This is a genomic window from Afipia sp. GW822-FHT04G07 (assembly GCF_058800765.1).
In genome coordinates, this window is the sequence record NZ_JBXAMP010000001.1 from 2,427,386 (window position 1) to 2,445,009 (window position 17,624).

Annotated in this window: 16 protein-coding genes; 10 read left to right on the forward strand and 6 right to left on the reverse strand. The window is 62.5% G+C overall.

Translation table 11 applies throughout. From position 1 onward, the window contains the following. Both AC1RKJ_RS11880 and secA read right to left on the reverse strand, forming a co-directional pair. Complete coding sequence (locus tag AC1RKJ_RS11880; protein ID WP_492791156.1) at nt 1-873, reverse strand: SDR family oxidoreductase; 873 nt, start codon at nt 871-873, stop codon at nt 1-3. Further along, nucleotides 873-3,707: a preprotein translocase subunit SecA gene (gene secA / locus AC1RKJ_RS11885; RefSeq protein WP_492791157.1), complete on the reverse strand. Its 2,835-nt coding sequence runs from the start codon at nt 3,705-3,707 to the stop codon at nt 873-875. Before secA ends, AC1RKJ_RS11880 begins: the two co-directional genes overlap by 1 nt. Before the next feature lie 374 nt (nt 3,708-4,081). On the opposite strand from secA, the gene AC1RKJ_RS11890 reads away from it, so the two are divergent. The 3 genes from AC1RKJ_RS11890 to AC1RKJ_RS11900 all read left to right on the forward strand — a co-directional run bounded on the left by AC1RKJ_RS11890 (nt 4,082) and on the right by AC1RKJ_RS11900 (nt 6,870). Beyond that, on the forward strand, nt 4,082-5,038 hold the full coding sequence (locus AC1RKJ_RS11890) for a peptidylprolyl isomerase (RefSeq protein WP_492791158.1): 957 nt from the start codon (nt 4,082-4,084) through the stop codon (nt 5,036-5,038). Between the two features lie 189 nt (nt 5,039-5,227). Continuing rightward, complete coding sequence (gene argJ / locus AC1RKJ_RS11895; RefSeq protein WP_492791159.1) at nt 5,228-6,469, forward strand: bifunctional glutamate N-acetyltransferase/amino-acid acetyltransferase ArgJ; 1,242 nt, start codon at nt 5,228-5,230, stop codon at nt 6,467-6,469. Beyond that, nucleotides 6,466-6,870, forward strand: coding sequence for a (deoxy)nucleoside triphosphate pyrophosphohydrolase (locus AC1RKJ_RS11900; RefSeq protein ID WP_492791160.1), 405 nt, complete (start codon nt 6,466-6,468; stop codon nt 6,868-6,870). The genes argJ and AC1RKJ_RS11900 overlap by 4 nt, the downstream gene beginning before the upstream one ends. A 617-nt stretch (nt 6,871-7,487) precedes the next feature. Here AC1RKJ_RS11900 and AC1RKJ_RS11905 read toward each other — a convergent pair. Next, complete coding sequence (locus AC1RKJ_RS11905) at nt 7,488-8,351, reverse strand: methyltransferase domain-containing protein (protein WP_492791162.1); 864 nt, start codon at nt 8,349-8,351, stop codon at nt 7,488-7,490. Nucleotides 8,352-8,450: 99 nt separating this feature from the next. Between AC1RKJ_RS11905 and AC1RKJ_RS11910 the strand changes: the two genes are divergently transcribed. Genes AC1RKJ_RS11910 through AC1RKJ_RS11930 form a run of 5 tightly spaced genes read left to right on the forward strand, consistent with a single transcriptional unit; the run spans nt 8,451 to nt 11,394 of the window. Further along, nucleotides 8,451-9,275: a ComF family protein gene (locus AC1RKJ_RS11910; protein WP_492791163.1), complete on the forward strand. Its 825-nt coding sequence runs from the start codon at nt 8,451-8,453 to the stop codon at nt 9,273-9,275. A gap of 33 nt (nt 9,276-9,308) precedes the next feature. Then, the gene (gene grxC / locus AC1RKJ_RS11915) at nt 9,309-9,584 is read left to right on the forward strand and encodes a glutaredoxin 3 (protein WP_492791164.1); all 276 of its coding nucleotides are present in this window, start codon (nt 9,309-9,311) and stop codon (nt 9,582-9,584) included. After that, nucleotides 9,581-10,471: a carbon-nitrogen hydrolase family protein gene (locus AC1RKJ_RS11920; RefSeq protein ID WP_492791165.1), complete on the forward strand. Its 891-nt coding sequence runs from the start codon at nt 9,581-9,583 to the stop codon at nt 10,469-10,471. The genes grxC and AC1RKJ_RS11920 overlap by 4 nt, the downstream gene beginning before the upstream one ends. Further along, nucleotides 10,468-10,923: a DUF1178 family protein gene (locus AC1RKJ_RS11925; protein WP_492791166.1), complete on the forward strand. Its 456-nt coding sequence runs from the start codon at nt 10,468-10,470 to the stop codon at nt 10,921-10,923. Before AC1RKJ_RS11920 ends, AC1RKJ_RS11925 begins: the two co-directional genes overlap by 4 nt. A gap of 21 nt (nt 10,924-10,944) precedes the next feature. Then, nucleotides 10,945-11,394 carry an EamA family transporter gene (locus tag AC1RKJ_RS11930; RefSeq protein ID WP_492791167.1) on the forward strand — a complete coding sequence of 150 codons (450 nt, stop codon included), beginning with the start codon at nt 10,945-10,947 and terminating at the stop codon, nt 11,392-11,394. On the opposite strand, the gene AC1RKJ_RS11935 is transcribed toward AC1RKJ_RS11930, so the two are convergent. The 3 genes from AC1RKJ_RS11935 to AC1RKJ_RS11945 form a co-directional block, all read right to left on the reverse strand. Further along, nucleotides 11,395-12,294 carry an EamA family transporter gene (locus AC1RKJ_RS11935; RefSeq protein ID WP_492791168.1) on the reverse strand — a complete coding sequence of 300 codons (900 nt, stop codon included), beginning with the start codon at nt 12,292-12,294 and terminating at the stop codon, nt 11,395-11,397. Between the two features lie 99 nt (nt 12,295-12,393). Further along, nucleotides 12,394-13,143: a bifunctional 2-polyprenyl-6-hydroxyphenol methylase/3-demethylubiquinol 3-O-methyltransferase UbiG gene (gene ubiG, locus AC1RKJ_RS11940; RefSeq protein ID WP_492791169.1), complete on the reverse strand. Its 750-nt coding sequence runs from the start codon at nt 13,141-13,143 to the stop codon at nt 12,394-12,396. Between the two features lie 34 nt (nt 13,144-13,177). Continuing rightward, entirely contained in the window at nt 13,178-13,633 is a 456-nt protein-coding gene (locus AC1RKJ_RS11945) for a PH domain-containing protein (RefSeq protein WP_492791170.1), read from the reverse strand. 165 nt (nt 13,634-13,798) lie between these two features. Here AC1RKJ_RS11945 and AC1RKJ_RS11950 point away from each other — a divergent pair, with 165 nt between their 5' ends. Then, nucleotides 13,799-15,052 (forward strand): aspartate kinase, encoded by a 1,254-nt coding sequence (locus AC1RKJ_RS11950; protein ID WP_492791171.1) that lies wholly within the window; start codon nt 13,799-13,801, stop codon nt 15,050-15,052. A 276-nt stretch (nt 15,053-15,328) separates the two neighbouring features. Then, entirely contained in the window at nt 15,329-17,596 is a 2,268-nt protein-coding gene (gene ptsP, locus AC1RKJ_RS11955; RefSeq protein ID WP_492791172.1) for a phosphoenolpyruvate--protein phosphotransferase, read from the forward strand. The last annotated feature ends 28 nt before the right edge of the window (nt 17,597-17,624 follow it).

Genomic DNA, 17,624 nt, shown 5'->3' on the forward strand with positions numbered 1-17,624 from the left:
CTAATCGACCGCTGCGACAAGCTCCGCCAGTCCGTCCTGGAATGGCCGCGGATTCACCCCCAGAACCGAAACCATCTCGTCGATGGAGATCGACGTGTTCTCCCGGAAACGGTGGAGGATGTTCGGGTCGAGCGGCAACGAAATTTTCATCCGCCGCATCAGTTCAAGCGTCGTGATGACCGGGGACAGGGGAATGGGCACAATCGTAACATTCTGCCCCATCGCTCGTGCGCAGGCCCGGGTCATTTCATGCCATGGCATCGCCTTCGGACCCGCGATCGGAATAACATTCGGTCCCGGCCATTCGCGCAATGTCGCCGCAACGATTGCATCGGCGACATCATCGACATGGACCGGCTGAACGAGATGACGTCCGCCGCCAGGCAGCGGCAGCACTCTCGTCCTTCGAAGCAACTTGATCAGGCGGCGCAGGTTGTTTTCCTGAAACCCGCCATAGATCATCGTCGGATGCAGCATCACGCCGCGCCGTCCGCTGGCCAGAAATGCCGCCTCCGCAGACCGCACCAGTTCTGCGGCGGGCTCCGAGACCCGCGAGTAACGCCATGCGGAGCCGACCAGAACGAGCGGAATGTCGCGCTGAGGCAAAATATCCAGAATGCGGCTGGTGAACCGGGCATGGGCGCAGGACACCACAACATCGGCGTCGGCGACCAGCGCACGTAGCGAGTCGCCATCGGCGGTCGATGACAGGTCGCCGAAGCGATGCATCCCTGGGCCGTCAGCGGCCTGACCGTCGCGCTGACGGGACACCCGCGTCACGCGGTGGCCGCCGCTCGTTAAGCGACGGGCGACGCGCTGTCCTATATCCGACGACGATCCGAAGATGACGATCAACGGATCCGACGTCGGCATCAGGCATACTTGCCGTGGCAGTGCTTGAACTTCTTGCCGGAGCCGCAGGGACAGTCCTCGTTGCGGCCCACCTTGCCCCACGTCGCCTGATTCTGCGGATCGCGCTGGGCGGCCGGCACCGGAGCAAGCGACGCCTGCGCGAACGCCATTTCGTCTTCCCCGGTGTTCGGGTTGAGCTTGTGCGCTTCCATCTGCGGCAGTTCCGGCTGCTCATCCGGCGGCACGATTTCGACCCGCACCAATTGCGCAGTCACCGCCTCGCGCAGATGGCTGATCAGCCCCTCGAAGAGCGTGAACGCTTCCGACTTGTATTCCTGCAATGGATCGCGCTGGCCGTAACCGCGCAGGCCGATCACCTGACGCAGGTGATCCAGCATCACGAGATGCTCGCGCCACAGATGATCCAGTGTCTGAAGCAGGATCGATTTCTCGACATAGCGCATGACGTCCGGGCCGAACTGGGCGGATTTCGCCGCCATCACCTCATCGACCCGCTTTTCGATACGGGCCAGCATCTCCTCGTCGGCGATGCCTTCTTCCTTGGCCCACTCCTCGACCGGCAGGTCGAGATCGAGCACGCGCTTCAACTCCTCGCGAAGGCCTGCAACGTCCCACTGCTCGGCGTAAGCCTGCGCAGGCACGTGCTTGGTGACCAGATCGTCAACCAGGGTGTGACGCATGTCGGCGACGGTCTCGGCGACATTCTGGTCGCGCATCAGATCGACGCGCTGATCGAAGATCGCCTTGCGCTGATCGTTCTGCACGTCGTCAAATTTGAGCAGGTTCTTGCGGATGTCGAAGTTGCGCGCCTCGACCTTCTGCTGCGCCTTCTCGAGCGCCTTGTTGATCCACGGGTGGATGATCGCCTCGCCTTCCTTGAGGCCGAGCCGCGTCAGCATCGTATCGAGCCGGTCCGACCCGAAGATGCGCATCAGATCGTCTTCCAGCGACAGGAAGAATTTGGTGCGGCCCGGATCGCCCTGGCGGCCCGCGCGGCCGCGCAACTGGTTATCGATGCGGCGTGACTCATGGCGTTCCGAACCGATGATGTACAAGCCGCCGGGCTTGGTGATGGTCTTGGCCGGCTTGCTGCCCTTGGCGGGCTCGATCTCGATCACCTCTTCGGACTTCAGCACCATCTCGCGGAAGCGTTCGATGTCGGCCTTGATCTGGTCGACGATCTTCTGCTTTTCAGCTTCGTCCTCGATACCGGCGGTGGCGGCGGCGGCGCGCATTTCCAGCGATCCGCCGAGTTTGATGTCGGTGCCGCGGCCCGCCATGTTGGTGGCGATGGTGATTGCGCCCGGCACGCCGGCTTCGGCAACGATGTAGGCTTCCTGTTCATGGAAACGTGCGTTGAGCACCGCGAACAGCTTCGCCGGCTTTCCTGCGCGCGCAGCGGCGTAAAGCTTCTCCATCGACTTCGGGCTGTTGAAGTCGATCTGCTTGTAGCCGTTCTTGGCGAGATACTCGCCGAGCACTTCCGACTTCTCGATCGACGCGGTGCCGACCAGCACCGGCTGCATTCGCGAATTGGCGCGCTCGATCTCGGCCAGGATGGCGCGATGCTTTTCCTCTGCGGTGCGGTAAACCTCGTCGTCCTCGTCGAGGCGCGCGATTGGCACGTTGGTCGGGACCTCGATGACTTCGAGTTTGTAGATGTCGAACAGTTCGTCCGCTTCGGTCGCCGCCGTGCCGGTCATGCCGGCAAGCTTTTCGTACATGCGGAAATAGTTCTGGAACGTGATCGAGGCCAGCGTCTGGTTTTCCGGCTGGACCGGCTGATGTTCCTTGGCTTCCAGCGCCTGATGCAGACCTTCCGAATAACGGCGGCCCGGCATCATGCGGCCGGTAAACTCGTCGATGATGATCACCTCACCGTCGCGGACAATGTAATCCTTGTCGCGCTGGAACAGCGAATGCGCACGCAGCGCCTGATTGATGTGATGAACGACGGAGACGTTCTCGACGTCGTAGAGGGAATCGCCCTTAAGCTGACCGGCATCGCGCAGCAGCGTTTCGATCTTCTCCATGCCCGCTTCGGTCAGCGTCACGGTCCGCTGCTTCTCGTCGACCTCGAAGTCGGTCGCCTTGTCGAGCTTCGGCAAGTAAGTGTCGATGGTGTTGTAGAATTCGGAGCGGTCGTCGAGCGGACCCGAAATAATCAGCGGGGTGCGCGCTTCGTCAATCAGGATCGAGTCGACTTCGTCGACGATGGCAAAGAAGTGACCGCGCTGGACCATGTCCTCCAGCCGGTACTTCATGTTGTCGCGCAGATAGTCGAAGCCGTATTCGTTGTTGGTGCCGTAGGTGATGTCTTTCGCGTAGGCTTCCTTGCGCTCGAGGTCGTCGAGGCCGTGAACGATGACGCCGGTTGTCATGCCGAGGAAGCCGTAGACCTGGCCCATCCACTCGGAGTCGCGCTTGGCGAGGTAATCGTTGACGGTCACGACGTGAACGCCATTTCCGGCCAGCGCGTTGAGATAGACCGGGAGGGTGGCGACCAGCGTCTTGCCTTCGCCGGTTTTCATCTCCGCGATATCGCCCTCGTGCAGCACCATGCCGCCGATCAGCTGCACATCGAAATGGCGCTGACCGAGAGTGCGCTTCGCGGCTTCGCGAACGGTCGCGAATGCGGGAACCAGCAGATCGTCGAGAGTCTTGCCTTCCGCGAGCTGCTTGCGGAACTCGTCTGTCCGGGCCCTCAGCGCCTCGTCGGACAGCGCGGCGATCTCGGGTTCGAGCGCGTTGATGGCATCGACGCGAGATTGATACCCCTTGATCCGCCGGTCGTTGGCGGAACCGAAAAACTTGCGGGCGAGCGCGCCAAGCATGAAAAATTCCTGTCTTGTCGTTTGGTCTTGCGGCAGCAGCCCTTAACCTGGCAGCCCTTTAATCCGTAAGAGGCCTATCCCAAAAATTGCTTGCAGGGCAAAGCCTTGCGCAAATTCTGGGCGAATCCGAGGGCAACAATCCTTGGAAATGAGTGCGGAATGCGAATTCCGAGGTTCACCCGCTCGGCCGCGGCAAAGCCCCGCGGCAGCCAGGAGCGCCTGCGGGAGAGATATGGGCCGTCCAAAGCCTTGTCAACGCGCGAACCTCTCAAGGATTTCATGATTTTGACGGCTTTTACGCGTTGCTTCCGCGCAGAGGTTGGGCGAGTGTCCCGCCTCCCGAACCGTCCGACTTTGACCTAAAAGGATTTTCCATGACCGTTTCTCCAAACCGCACAGCCCCTCTCAGCAGACTGGGCGCGCGACCTGGACTGAGACTCGGACTACTCACATCGACTGCGGCAGTGTGTCTCGCTGTCATCCTGATGGCCGGCCAGCCGCTTCGCGCGCAGGACGCCAACGCCGTGATCGCAAAAGTTAACGGCGCGGAGATTCGCCAGAGCGATTTGGCCGTGGCCGAGGAAGAGCTGGGGCCAAGCCTCCAGCAGATGGATCCGTCGACCCGTCGCGAGAACCTGATCTCGTTCCTGATCGACATGAAGATCGTCGCCAAGGCCGCCGACGCCAAGAAGGTCGGCGATACGGCGGATTTCAAGCAGAAGCTCGCGTTTGCGCGTGACCGCCTTCTGATGGACAGCCTTCTTGCGACGGAAGGCAAGACCGCCGTCACCGACGACGCCATGAAGAAGGTCTATGAGGACGCGACCAAGCAGGTCTCCGGCGAGAAGGAAGTGCGCGCTCGCCATATCCTCGTCCCCACCGAGGAAGAAGCGAAGGCCATCAAGGCCGAACTCGAGAAGGGCGCCGACTTCGCGAAGCTCGCCAAGGAGAAGTCGAAGGACCCGGGCGCTGCTGACGGCGGCGATCTTGGTTTCTTCACCAAGGAGCAGATGGTGCCGGAATTTTCGGCGGTCGCCTTCGCGCTCGAGCCCGGCAAGATCTCGGATCCGGTAAAATCGCAGTTCGGCTGGCATGTCATCAAGGTCGAGGAAGCCCGCGACCGCAAGCCCCCGGCCTTCGATCAGGTCAAGGGCCAGATCGAAACCTTCGTGGTGCGCAAGGCGCAGGCCGACTACGTCACCAACTTGCGGACGGCCGCAAAGGTCGAGCGGCTGGACAAGAAGGACGAACCCGCTGCGGCAACGCCAGCCGCGCCGGCGGCCAAGGCTCCTGAAGCCAAGGCTCCGGACGCGCCCGCCAAGAAAAAGTAAATCGACCTGTTTCCTTCTCCCCGCGTGCGGGGAGAAGGTGGCGAGCTTTTTGCGAGCCGGATGAGGGGCCAGATGTTACCGATTTGCCCCTCACCCGACTTTCTCGCTTCGCTCGAAAGCCGACCTCTCCCCGCGAGCGGGGAGAGGTGATACAGAGCGCTCCTCCTCATCAAGGAATCGAGCACTCCCATGTCCACCGCGATTTCACCACTCGCCCCTACAAATGTCCCCGAGATGCCGCAGATCGACGGCGTGCGCCTTGCAACAGCGGCGGCCGGCATCCGCTACAAGAACCGCACCGACGTGCTGATGGCGCTGTTCGACAAGGGCACCACGGTGGCGGGTGTTTTCACCAAGTCGAAATGCCCGAGCGCTGCGGTGGACTGGTGCCGCGCCAAACTCAAGGGCGGTGAAGCCCGCGTTCTGGTGGTCAATTCCGGCAATGCCAACGCCTTCACCGGTAAAACCGGAAAGCAGGCGACAACACTGACCGCTTCGATCGCCGCCAAAGCTGCCGAAACCACCCCGGCCAAGATATTCCTCGCCTCCACCGGAGTGATCGGGGAGCCGCTCGACGCGACCAAATTCAACGGCGTGCTCGGCGATCTCGCCAAAAGCGCCGAGCCGGATGGCTGGATGAACGCCGCGCGCGCGATCATGACGACGGACACCTTTCCGAAGGTCGCCACCGCCACCGTGAAACTCGGCAAGACCAAGGTCACCATCAACGGCATGGCCAAGGGCGCGGGCATGATCGCGCCGGACATGGCGACCATGCTTTCCTTCGTCTTCACCGACGCGCCGCTGTCCGCCGCCGTCCTGCAATCGCTGCTCAAGGCCGGCGTGGAAGATACATTCAACGCCGTGACCATCGACGGCGACACCTCGACTTCGGACACCCTGCTGGCATTCGCCACGGGAGCTGCCGCGGCACGTGGCGCGCCGACCATCAGGCGCGCAAGCGATCCGCAGTTAAAGGCCTTCACCAAGGCGTTCCACGGCGTGCTGGCCGATTTGGCGGAACAAGTCGCGCGTGACGGCGAAGGCGCGCGCAAGCTGGTCGAGATTATCGTGGAAGGCGCGACGTCAAAGCCGTCGGCGCGCAAGATCGCCATGTCGATCGCCAATTCGCCGCTGGTGAAAACTGCAATCGCAGGCGAGGACGCCAACTGGGGCCGCGTGGTCATGGCGGTCGGCAAGGCGGGCGAACCGGCCAACCGCGACAAGCTGTCGATCGCGTTCAATGGCATCCGCGTCGCCAGCAAGGGCGCGCGCGATCCGTCCTACGACGAGGCGGAAGTGTCCGCGCTGATGAAGCAGCCGAAAATCCAGATCAAGGTCGGACTTGGTCTCGGCAAGGGCCGCGACCGCGTGCTGACCTGTGACCTCACCAAGGAATATGTCGCGATCAACGGCGACTATCGCTCGTGATCAAGCTCACCCTCGTTGTCGCCTGCGCGCTGATCGATGCAGACAACCGCGTCCTGATCGCGCAGCGCCCCGAGGGCAAGACGCTCGCGGGCCTGTGGGAATTTCCCGGCGGCAAACTCGAACCCGGCGAACGTCCCGAACCCGCGCTGATCCGCGAGCTTGCAGAAGAACTCGGCATCACGGTGGAGGAGCCTTGCCTCGCGCCGCTGACTTTCGCCAGCCACGGTTATGACAGCTTTCATCTGCTGATGCCGCTGTACGTTTGCAGAAAATGGCAGGGCGTGGTCACCGCGCGAGAGGGTCAGCAACTCGCGTGGGTGCGCGCGAACAAATTGCGCGATTATCCGATGCCGCCCGCGGACATTCCGCTGATCGCGCATTTGACGGATTTGCTGTTGTAAATTGTCACGGCGAAGCGAAGCAATCCAGATTGCACATTCAGTGCTCGTTATTCCGGGATGCGCCGCTTGGCGCAGGCCCGGCCATGTGGGCTACGACGAAACATTTCGTGATGGGGACACGAATCCCCGCGCTCCGGACCTCGCTTATGTTCGGCGTGTCCTGTTCGTGAGGGGCGCTTTCTAGAGGCGTCTTGAGAGCGGAGCAGGATACGGCGCCTGCACGTGTGTTTCGCAAACACGCGCTCGGGAGGCTGGGGTCACCGTCCGGGCCAACTACGTGGCTCTGCCGTTCGCGGCTGGACGCGGACAGGATGAAGGCGGGGAAATCCCGCTGGATAAAGACGCACCGCGTCCGTCCTGTCCCGGAAGTACGGTCCTCTCGCCCAAAATCGCCGCAGTGGAGCGCCGTGAGGCGATGCGCTTCCGGAGACACACCGCTTCGCACGCGGTGCCGGAAGCGAAACAAACACAAGGTGCGCCTCGCGGCGCTCCATGCCCCTCGTTGTTTAGAGCGGGCGAAACCAAAAACTCACCTCGCGCATGGCGCGAGAATAATCACGCGTGGCTGTTTGAAAACTGAATCGGAACTGGAAGCATGCCGGCCGCATCTCTGATAACTATGACTTCAAATCCCGCACCTTGTTGACCGCGTCCGCCAGCGACATCTTCGCCGATCCTGGCTTCAGCGGCTTCTGCTGATTCTCGTGCGGCGCCCAACCCGAAAGCCAGACGACATCGAAGGTGGCGCGGATACGTCCGTCTGGATCGGAAAAACGCTCGGCATAGACCTGCACCATCTTCACGAAGGTCGCGCGGCGCGACGGCGTGCGGCGGCGTTCAACAAGAATGTTGGTCGCGCCCATCCGCCGCAAATCTTGCATCAGCGCGAACGCGTTGTCGTAACGCACGACGATGCGATCCACATCCGTCACCGGCAATGCGAAGCCCGCGCGCTGCAACAGCGCGCCCAGATCGCGCAGATCAACGAACGGCGCGACACGCGGCGACACGCCGCCTTCCACTTCGGCCTCGGCTGCCGCGAACGATTGCCGCAACTCCGTAAGCGTCTCACCACCGATCATGGCCGCGAGAAATAGTCCGTCCGGCTTCAGCGCGCGGCGGATTTGCGCCATCACGCCCGGCAGGTCGTTGACGAATTGCAGCGCGAGCGATGAGACCGCGAGATCGAGCGAGCCCGGATCAATCGGAAGGGTCTCATCGTCTGACGCCGGCAGATCGTAATATGCCCTCGTTCCGTTGAATGTCTCGCTCGACGGATTCCGGGAAGCCGCTCCCGGCGATCCGATATCAGCCACGGCAGCGAAGTCGCGTTTCACGACGCTCAGCCGTTCGGCCATGTCGTCGGCCACGCGGTCGGCAAGGAACGTCGCCGGGCCAAGACGGGCCGCGCGGCCCTGCCGGACGCGCAGCAATGCAAGGTCGAACAGGCGTGGCGGGGCATCGTTCCGGGAGACAGTCATGAGCCGTTCGTACGCTTTCCGGGACTCATCTGGCAATTGCCCGGAGGCGCGCTTGTCAGCGGCGGGCACCGGAACTAGCCTCCCCGGGGCAGGGAGATCATGTCAGAGCTTGAGCACGCATCACCGCGTCCTTTGAGCGTCCGGCTCCAAAGCCGGGTTTTTGGCGCGTTCAGGGCCGTTCGCGGAACGCTCGCTTCCATCCCCCGCCTGTCCCTCGATATCGCCCTGCCGACGTTGTGCATCTCCTGTCGCGAGCCCGTCGCGGGCGAAGGCGTTTGCGCGTCCTGCTGGGCGAAACTGTCGTTCATCGCGCCGCCATTCTGTGCGCGGCTCGGCATCCCTTTCGTCTACGATCCGGGGCCGGGCCTACTGTCGATGCAAGCCATCGCCGATCCACCCGCCTATCACCGCGCCCGCGCCGCTGTCCGGTATGACGACGTGGCGCGAACGATGGTCCATGCGCTGAAGTATCAGGACCGCACAGACCTTGCGCCTACGATGGGCCGCTGGATGACGCGCGCCGGCCGTGAACTCCTGAATGACGCGGACGCCCTTATTCCGGTGCCGCTGCACTGGCGGCGCGCGTGGGGCCGCCGCTACAACCAGTCCGGCGCGTTGGCAGGCGTGATCGGCAAATCCACGAACCTGCCCGTGGTCGGCGACGTCCTGCGCAGGGTCCGGCCCACATTGCAGCAGGTCGGACTTTCCAGGGCAGACCGCGCGCTGAACGTCCAGGGCGCGTTCAAGGTGCCACCGGAGAAGAAACCTGCCGTGCAGGGCCGCCGGATCGTGCTGATTGACGACGTTTTGACCTCGGGCGCGACGGTGGACGCCTGCGCCCGCGCGCTGTTGCGGGCCAGGGCTGCATCGGTGGACGTGCTGGTGTTCTCGCGGGTTGTGGACACGCATCAGACCCCCATATAATTTGGATACTTCCCCGTTTCGTAAAGGCGAGACATGCCCGCAGTCATCGAGATCTTCACGCGGCCCGGATGCGGCTATTGCAGCGCCGCCAAGTCGCTGCTGACGCGCAAGAATGCCGCCTTCACGGAATACGATGTCGCGATCGACCCGAACTGGCGCTCCGAGATGGTGGCGCGATCAGATGGCGGCACGACGTTCCCGCAAATCTTCATCGACAAGCAGCATGTCGGCGGCTGCGACGATCTCTATGCACTCGACCGCGAAGGCAAGCTTGACGGCTTGTTGACCGGCCAGAAAGTCTCGTCATGACAGACAGCATTGAAACCGGCGCTCCGTTCACCGCGGCGATGGTGCAGATGCGCACCGCCATGCGGCCGGAAACCAGTCTGGCCGAGGGCATCAAACTGATCCGCGAGGCGAAGGACAAGGGCGCGGATTACGTCCAGACTCCGGAAGTCAGCAACATCATCCAGCAGAACCGCAAAGCGCTGTTTGAAATTCTGGCGAGCGAGGAAGACGATCTTTCCCTGAAGGCCTATCGCGAACTGGCCGCCGAACTGAAGATTTATCTCCACATCGGATCGCTCGCGCTGCGGGCGACGCCCGAGCGCGCGGTGAACCGGTCGTTTCTGATCGCGCCGACCGGCAATATTCTGGCGCGGTACGACAAGATCCACATGTTCGACATCACCCTTGAAGGCGGCGAGAGCTATCGCGAATCCGCCAACTATCAGCCTGGCGAAGCGGCGGTAATCTCCGATCTGCCGTGGGGCCGCATCGGGTTGACCATCTGCTACGACGTGCGCTTTCCGGCGCTGTACCGCGCGCTTGCGGAAGCGGGTGCGTCGTTCATCACCGTACCTTCCGCGTTCACCGTCAAAACCGGAGAAGCGCACTGGCACACACTGCTGCGCGCCCGCGCCATCGAGAACGGCTGCTTTATTTTCGCAGCCGCGCAGGCCGGAAAACACGAGAGCGGACGAGAGACCTACGGTCATTCGCTGATCATAGATCCGTGGGGCGAAATTCTTGCCGAAGGTGGCGTCGAAACTGGCGTCGTGCTGGCGAAAATCGATCCCGCCAAGGTGCAATCGGTCCGCAACAACATTCCATCATTGCAGCACGGCCGCCGCTTTGGCCTCATCGATCCGAAAGCCGGGCCGGAGCATCTGCATCTGGTCCGGGGATCGGCATGATCCGGTACGCGCTGCGCTGCGAGCGCGGCCACGAATTCGAAAGCTGGTTTCAAAGCTCGTCCGCTTACGACAGCCAGCACAAGCGCGGGCTCGTCTCCTGCCCGGCCTGCAACTCCACCAAGGTGGAGAAGGCCATCATGGCGCCGCGCATCGCCCGCAAGGGGAAATCCAGATCGATGACCGCACCCGCCGAGGAGACATCATCGACATCGCTGGTGATGGCGCCGCAGGAACGCGAGCTTGTCTCAAAGCTGAAAGAACTGCGCGATCATGTCCTCAAGAACGCGGACAATGTCGGGAAGAAGTTTCCGGACGAAGCCCGCAAGATGCACTACGGCGACATCGAACACCGCGCGATCTATGGTGAGGCCACCACGGAAGAAGCACGCGCGCTGATCGACGAAGGCGTCGAAGTTGCACCGCTGCCGATCTTGCCGGATGACCGGAACTAGAATCATTCTGACAGGCTCCTCATGAGTCCCGATTCAATCTCATGGTCCGGCTCATGGCAGATGTGGGCCCTGCTCTCGGCAGTGTTCGCCGCGCTCACCGCCATCTTCGCCAAGATCGGCGTCGAGGACGTCAATCCAGACCTTGCGACATTCATCCGCACCGTCATCGTGCTGGCGAGCTTCGCAATTATTCTTTTCGCCACCGGCCAGTTCAGAGCGCCCGGCGCGATCAGCGGACGGACATGGACATTCCTCGTGCTGTCGGGGCTCGCCACCGGCGCGTCGTGGCTGTGTTATTTTCGCGCGCTCAAGCTCGGCCCTGCGACGCTAGTCGCGCCCATCGACAAACTGAGCGTGGTGCTGGTCGCCCTGTTCGCGTTCGTTTTTCTGGGCGAGCGCCCGTCCGCCACCGGCTGGCTGGGCATCGCCCTGATTGCAGCGGGCGCGGTGCTTCTCGCCGTCAAGAAATAATCAACTCGCCACCAGCATCGCGACGCCAATCAGTATTAGCGCGATGCCGCTGAGTTCGCGGAGCGACAACGGCTGCTTCATCGAATAGTAGGCAACCCCCTGCGCGAACAGCACCTCGACCAGCGCCAGCGTCCGCACATTCGCCGCCGCGGTGAGCGCGAAGGCGAGAAACCAGAACAGCGAGGCGAACGATCCCATGAAGCCTGCGAACATCGACGGTTTCCAGAGCCGGAAGATCGCGGTCATGGTTCCTGGCGAGCGCACGATCAGCCAGCCCGACAGCACGATGGTTTGCATCAGCAGCGTCGCCACCAGCGTCAGGCTGGCCGCCGTGACAAAGCTCACGCCGGTTACATTAAGAATGGCGCCGCGATAACCGACCGCCGACAGCGCAAAGAACGACGCCGCGACAAGGCCGAGCACGGTCGGCTTCAGGCTGCCGAACCCCTTCACGCCGCCGGGCCGCAGCGCGGTAATTACGACGCCGATAGTGGCGATCAAAATGGCCGCGACCTTCAGCACCGTGAGATGATCCGACAGAAATACGAAGCCGAAGATCGCCGCCTGGATCGCCTCGGTCTTGAGATACGCCGTCGTGACCACGAACGACCGCTCGTTCATGGCCATCAGCATCAGGGCGGTGGCGAAAATCTGCGCCATGCCGCCGACCACCAGCCACGCCCAGAAACCGGCCTCGGGCCAGGACAAGCGATCGCCATTGGCGGCAAGAATCAACCCAAGAAAAACCAGCGAGAACGGAAATCCGAACAGAAACCGGATATGGGTCGCGCCGAGCGTGCCGAGTTGCGCCGTCAGCCCGCGCTGCATCGCATTGCGCACGACCTGCCCCGCCGCCGCCAGCAGGGTGAAGGGAATCCAGAGCCAGATGAGTTGTGCCATGAGGAAAAGGAAAACCAGTGCAGCGGAAGCGCCGGATTCAGAAAAGTCTATACTTGACGCACACGGTCAACCGGCGCGGCCACATGTCAGTAATGCGGATTACGTCGCCGCTTCCGCGACCACCATGTAATTGACATCCATGTCGGACGAGACGCTCCAGCGATCCGCGAGCGGATTGTAGACCACCCCCGCCTGATCGCTGATGGCGAGCTTGTTGCGCTCGAGATGATGCGTCAGTTCAGCCGGCGTAACGAACTTGTCCCATTGATGGGTGCCGCGGGGCAGCCAGCGCAGCACGTACTCGGCGCCGACGATGGCCAGTGCGAAACTTTTCCAGTTCCTGTTGATGGTGGACACCACCATCATACCCGACGGTTTGAGCAGCGCCGCGCAGCGGTCCAGAAACGTCCCGACATTGGTGACATGTTCAACCACTTCCATCGCCAGCACGATGTCGAAGCGTTCGCGCGGGTTGATCTCCTCGATGGTCGTGCAGCGATAGTCGATCAGCAGGTGGGACTTGTCGGCATGCAATTTCGCAACCGCGATATTGGTCGCCGACGGATCGACACCGATCACCTGCGCACCCAGCCGCGCCAGCGGTTCGCAGAGCAGCCCGGCGCCGCAGCCGATATCGAGAATGCGCAATCCCGAGAGACAGCCCAGGCTCTTCGGGCTGCGGTCGAACTTGCGGCATGCTGCATCGCGGATATAGGCCAGCCGCAGCGGATTGATCTTGTGCAGCGGCGCCATCTTGCCCTTGGGATCCCACCACTCGTCGGACAGCTGCGAGAACCGCGCGACTTCGCCGGGATCGACCGTGGACGCAGGTGAAGAATTTTGATTCATGCCGGGCGTTCTGACTCTTGTCGCGTTCGAGAAATTATCGTGCCGTGATGTGGTTGCGGAATTCGATCGGCGCACCGATCATCTTTATCGTCTTGGTGCCCTCTCCGACACCATTCACCTTGACATCTCCCCATCCAAAAATCCGTCCCGCGATGCTCTGGGTGACATCGACGCTTTCGATTTTATCCAGGCTCATCTCAAAGGTCTGACGCTGGATAAACCCCTCCTTGTGAACCACCCGGAGCGAGGTGACGTCCGTTTCGGTGGTCCAGCGCTGGAACCACGCCCGGAACAGGAGAACGCCTCCGAGAAGCGCGAACAACGCGCTCGCCGCCAGGAGTGGAAAGATGACCCCACCACCCGACCCGACCAGGCAGATGGCCGCCACCGCGAGGCACGACAATCCGGGCACGTAGACGATCCCGTGAATCGTGGTGGAATACAGAATCTTCTCTCCCGGCTGCAAAATATCGTCGATATAGCGGCCCATTCCCATCCTCAACTATGGCTGCGGCAGGCCGCCGGTGTTGCTTGCCCGCGACCTCATGGGTATGTATAGCCGCCTTTTCGGGGCCGCGCTGCCGTTTTGCGCGGAACTGACCCCTTCCCGACAACCAGCCTGACCAGACAGCGCCATTCGCCGAGATTTTAGAAAATGGGCCGCCTTGTTATGAAATTCGGCGGCACGTCCGTCGCCAATATCGACCGCATCCGCAACGTCGCGCAGCATGTGAAGCGCGAGGTCGATGCCGGCCATGACGTGGCCGTCGTGGTGTCGGCGATGTCTGGAAAGACCAACGAACTCGTCGGCTGGGCCACCGAGGCCTCGGCGCTGCATGACGCGCGCGAATACGACGCCATCGTGGCCTCCGGCGAACTCATCACGGCGGGCCTGCTTGCCATCGTCCTGCAGTCGCTCGGCATCCAGGCGCGCTCGTGGCAGGGCTGGCAAATCCCGATCCTGACCGACGATGCACATGCGTCAGCCCGCATCACCGGGATCGACGGCGGCGAACTCATCAAGCGCTTCAAGGATCGCAAGGAAGTCGCCGTGATCGCCGGCTTCCAGGGGATCCATCAGCCGACGGGGCGTGTGACCACGCTCGGGCGCGGCGGCTCCGACACCTCTGCGGTCGCCATCGCGGCCGCGATCCATGCCGATCGCTGCGACATCTATACTGACGTCGACGGCGTCTACACCACCGATCCGCGCGTGGTGCCGAAGGCGCGGCGGCTTGAGAAGGTCGCGTTCGAAGAAATGCTGGAAATGGCGTCTCAGGGCGCCAAGGTGCTTCAGGTCCGTTCCGTGGAACTGGGCATGGTTCATAACGTGCCGGTGTTCGTGCGATCGAGCTTCGACAAGCCGGAAGACATCGACCCGCACGGCACACCGCCGGGAACGCTGATTTGCAGTGAGGAGGAAATCATGGAGAGCCAAGTCGTCACCGGCATCGCCTTCTCGAAGGACGAAGCCCAGATTTCCGTGCGCCAGATCGACGACAAGCCCGGCGTTGCCGCGGCCATCTTCGGTCCGCTGGCCGATGCCAGCATCAATGTCGACATGATCGTCCAGAACGTGTCCGAGGACGGCAAGACCACCGACCTCACCTTCACTGTGCCGGCTTCCGAATACACCCGCGCCAAGGACACCATCGCCAAGGCGAAGGACAAGATCGGCTACAAGGCGATGGATTCAGCCACCGATGTCGCCAAGGTGTCGGTGATCGGCATCGGGATGCGAAGCCATGCCGGCGTCGCCGCGCAGGCCTTCAAGGCCCTGTCCGAGCGCAACATCAACATCCGCGCCATCACCACCTCCGAGATCAAGTTCTCGCTGCTGATCGATGCTGCCTACACCGAGCTGGCCGTCCGGACGCTTCACACGCTCTATGGACTGGATCAGGCGTAGCGCTTTGCTCGTCCCTCGGCGGATTTTTGCCGAGGCCGTTCTGCTGGAACAGATCTGATATTTGGCAGGTGTTTTGCTTGGCAAAACGCGCCTCAATTCGATATAGCCTCAGGATAAGGCACGCGCGCCCGCGCCTCTGGTTCCGAACCGTCGGATACGTTCCGGAATCAGTAAAAAGCAAAGGCGCGACCAGAAAAGTCGTTATTTTACTTGGAGTTAACGCTATCGCGGCTGAACACGCGCCGCGCTGGAGTTGCAGGGTAGGGATGTCAACGGATGCGGAGCGCGCTGGGAGGCCCCCGCGTCTTGTTGAGACGGCTCCGCGAAGTGATGGCCGAACAGGTCAGCGCTCAGGAACGCCTCGACAAGATCGTGGTGCTGATCGCCGCCAACATGGTGGCGGAGGTCTGCTCGACCTACGTGCTGCGCGTCGACAACACCCTTGAGCTTTACGCCACCGAAGGTCTGAACCGCGACGCCGTCCACCAAACGGTTCTGACCGCGCATGAGGGCCTCGTCGGCCTTGTCGCTTCCGAGGCGACGCCGCTGAACCTATCGAACGCGCAATCGCATCCAGCGTTCTCGTATCGCCCGGAAACCGGCGAAGAAATCTACCATTCGTTCCTCGGCGTGCCGATCCTGCGCTCGGGCAATACCCTCGGTGTGCTGGTGGTGCAGAACCGCGCTCACCGCACCTATGTCGAGGAAGAAGTCGAGGCGCTGCAGACCACCGCGATGGTCGTTGCGGAAATGATCGCGTCGGGCGAATTGTCGTCCATCGCCAAGCCCGGCGCCGAACCTGCCGCGCGCCACTCGCTGCACAAGACCGGAGCCGTGCTGTCGGACGGCATCGCGCTCGGTCACGTGGTGCTGCATGAGCCGCGCGTCGTCATCACCAACTACATCGCCGAGGACCTGCCGAAGGAACTCAAGCGGCTCGACACCGCGATCCTCAAGCTGCGCGCCGATCTCGACCGGATGCTGGAGCGCGGCGACGTGGCCGACGGCGGCGAACATCGTGACGTGCTCGAAGCCTACCGCATGTTCGCCAACGACCAGGGTTGGCAGCACAAGCTGCATGAGGCCGTCGCGACAGGTCTCACCGCGGAAGCCGCCGTCGAGCGCGTGCAATCCGACACCCGCGCCCGCATGCTGCGCTCGACCGATCCGTATCTGCGCGACCGCCTGCACGACCTCGAGGACCTCGGCCACCGGCTGATGCGCCAACTTGTCGGGCAAGATCACGCGCCCTCGCGGGAGCAGTTGCCCGACAACGCCATCCTGATCGCGCGCTCGATGGGCCCGGCTGCGTTGCTCGACTACGACCGCAAACGGCTGCGTGGCCTCGTGCTGGAAGAAGGCACCGCCAACTCGCACGTCTCGATCGTGGCGCGGGCGCTCGGAATTCCCGCGGTTGGCGAAGTGCCGAACGCGGCCGGCATCGCCGATCCCGGCGACGCCATCATCGTCGACGGCACCTCGGGTTCGATCTACATCCGGCCGTCGCAGGAAATTCAATCGGCCTATGCCGAACGCGTGCGTTTCCGCGCCCGCCGGCAGGAGCAATATCGCGAGTTGCGCGACAAGCCTTGCGTGACCAAGGATGGTCAATCGATCGACCTGATGATCAACGCCGGTCTTGTGATCGACTTGCCGCATATCGACGACACCGGTTCGTCCGGCATCGGGCTTTTCCGCACCGAATTGCAGTTCATGGTGGGGCAAAGCCTGCCGCGTACCAGCGAGCAGCTTGCGCTGTATCGGTCGGTGCTGGATGCCGCCGGCGACAAACCCGTGACGTTCCGCACCCTCGACATTGGTGGCGACAAGGCGCTGCCTTACATGGACACGATCGTCGAGGAGAATCCGGCGCTCGGCTGGCGCGCGATCAGGCTGGGGCTGGACCGGCCGGGATTGTTGCGCGGACAGATTCGCGCGCTGCTGCGCGCCGCATCCGGGCGCTATCTGCGCGTGATGTTTCCGATGATCTCGCAGGTCGATGAATTCGATCAGGCCAAGCTCGTGATCGAGCGCGAGCTGACTTATTTGCGCCAGCACGGCCACACCCTGCCCGAGCGCGTCGATGTCGGCACCATGGTCGAAGTGCCCGCCCTGCTCTATCAGATGGACGAACTGCTCAAGCGCGTCGATTTCATTTCGGTGGGATCGAACGACCTGTTCCAGTTTCTCTTTGCTGTCGATCGCGGCAACTCGCGCGTCACCGACCGGTTCGATACGCTGTCAGCGCCGATCCTGCGTGCATTGCGCGACATCGCAAAGAAGGCCAATGCTGCGGGCAAATCCGTTTCGTTGTGCGGCGAGATGGCGTCACAGCCGCTCGGGGCGCTGGCGCTGATTGCGCTCGGCTACCGCTCGCTGTCGCTCTCGGCGACCGCGCACGGTCCGGTGAAGGCGCTGATTCTCGATCTCGACGCCAAAAAGGCCGAAGCGATGATCACGCCGCTGCTGGATGCTCCGGCCGGGAGCGTCTCGATCCGCGGCAAGCTGATGGAATTCGCCGAAGCCGAAGGGCTTTCGTTGTAGCGACGCTTCCGGACCGTTGCGAAGCCGC

Bases quoted from the DNA above. Each gene is read 5' to 3' on its own strand.
- AC1RKJ_RS11930 (WP_492791167.1), top strand. From the start codon at position 10,945: ATGAGTCCCGATTCAATCTCATGGTCCGGCTCATGGCAGATGTGGGCC.
- AC1RKJ_RS11925 (WP_492791166.1), top strand. From the start codon at position 10,468: ATGATCCGGTACGCGCTGCGCTGCGAGCGCGGCCACGAATTCGAAAGC.
- AC1RKJ_RS11880 (WP_492791156.1), bottom strand. From the start codon at position 873: ATGCCGACGTCGGATCCGTTGATCGTCATCTTCGGATCGTCGTCGGAT.
- AC1RKJ_RS11910 (WP_492791163.1), top strand. From the start codon at position 8,451: ATGTCAGAGCTTGAGCACGCATCACCGCGTCCTTTGAGCGTCCGGCTC.
- AC1RKJ_RS11905 (WP_492791162.1), bottom strand. From the start codon at position 8,351: ATGACTGTCTCCCGGAACGATGCCCCGCCACGCCTGTTCGACCTTGCA.
- secA (WP_492791157.1), bottom strand. From the start codon at position 3,707: ATGCTTGGCGCGCTCGCCCGCAAGTTTTTCGGTTCCGCCAACGACCGG.
- ubiG (WP_492791169.1), bottom strand. From the start codon at position 13,143: ATGAATCAAAATTCTTCACCTGCGTCCACGGTCGATCCCGGCGAAGTC.
- AC1RKJ_RS11950 (WP_492791171.1), top strand. From the start codon at position 13,799: ATGGGCCGCCTTGTTATGAAATTCGGCGGCACGTCCGTCGCCAATATC.
- grxC (WP_492791164.1), top strand. From the start codon at position 9,309: ATGCCCGCAGTCATCGAGATCTTCACGCGGCCCGGATGCGGCTATTGC.
- AC1RKJ_RS11945 (WP_492791170.1), bottom strand. From the start codon at position 13,633: ATGGGCCGCTATATCGACGATATTTTGCAGCCGGGAGAGAAGATTCTG.
- AC1RKJ_RS11890 (WP_492791158.1), top strand. From the start codon at position 4,082: ATGACCGTTTCTCCAAACCGCACAGCCCCTCTCAGCAGACTGGGCGCG.
- AC1RKJ_RS11920 (WP_492791165.1), top strand. From the start codon at position 9,581: ATGACAGACAGCATTGAAACCGGCGCTCCGTTCACCGCGGCGATGGTG.
- AC1RKJ_RS11935 (WP_492791168.1), bottom strand. From the start codon at position 12,294: ATGGCACAACTCATCTGGCTCTGGATTCCCTTCACCCTGCTGGCGGCG.
- ptsP (WP_492791172.1), top strand. From the start codon at position 15,329: ATGCGGAGCGCGCTGGGAGGCCCCCGCGTCTTGTTGAGACGGCTCCGC.
- argJ (WP_492791159.1), top strand. From the start codon at position 5,228: ATGTCCACCGCGATTTCACCACTCGCCCCTACAAATGTCCCCGAGATG.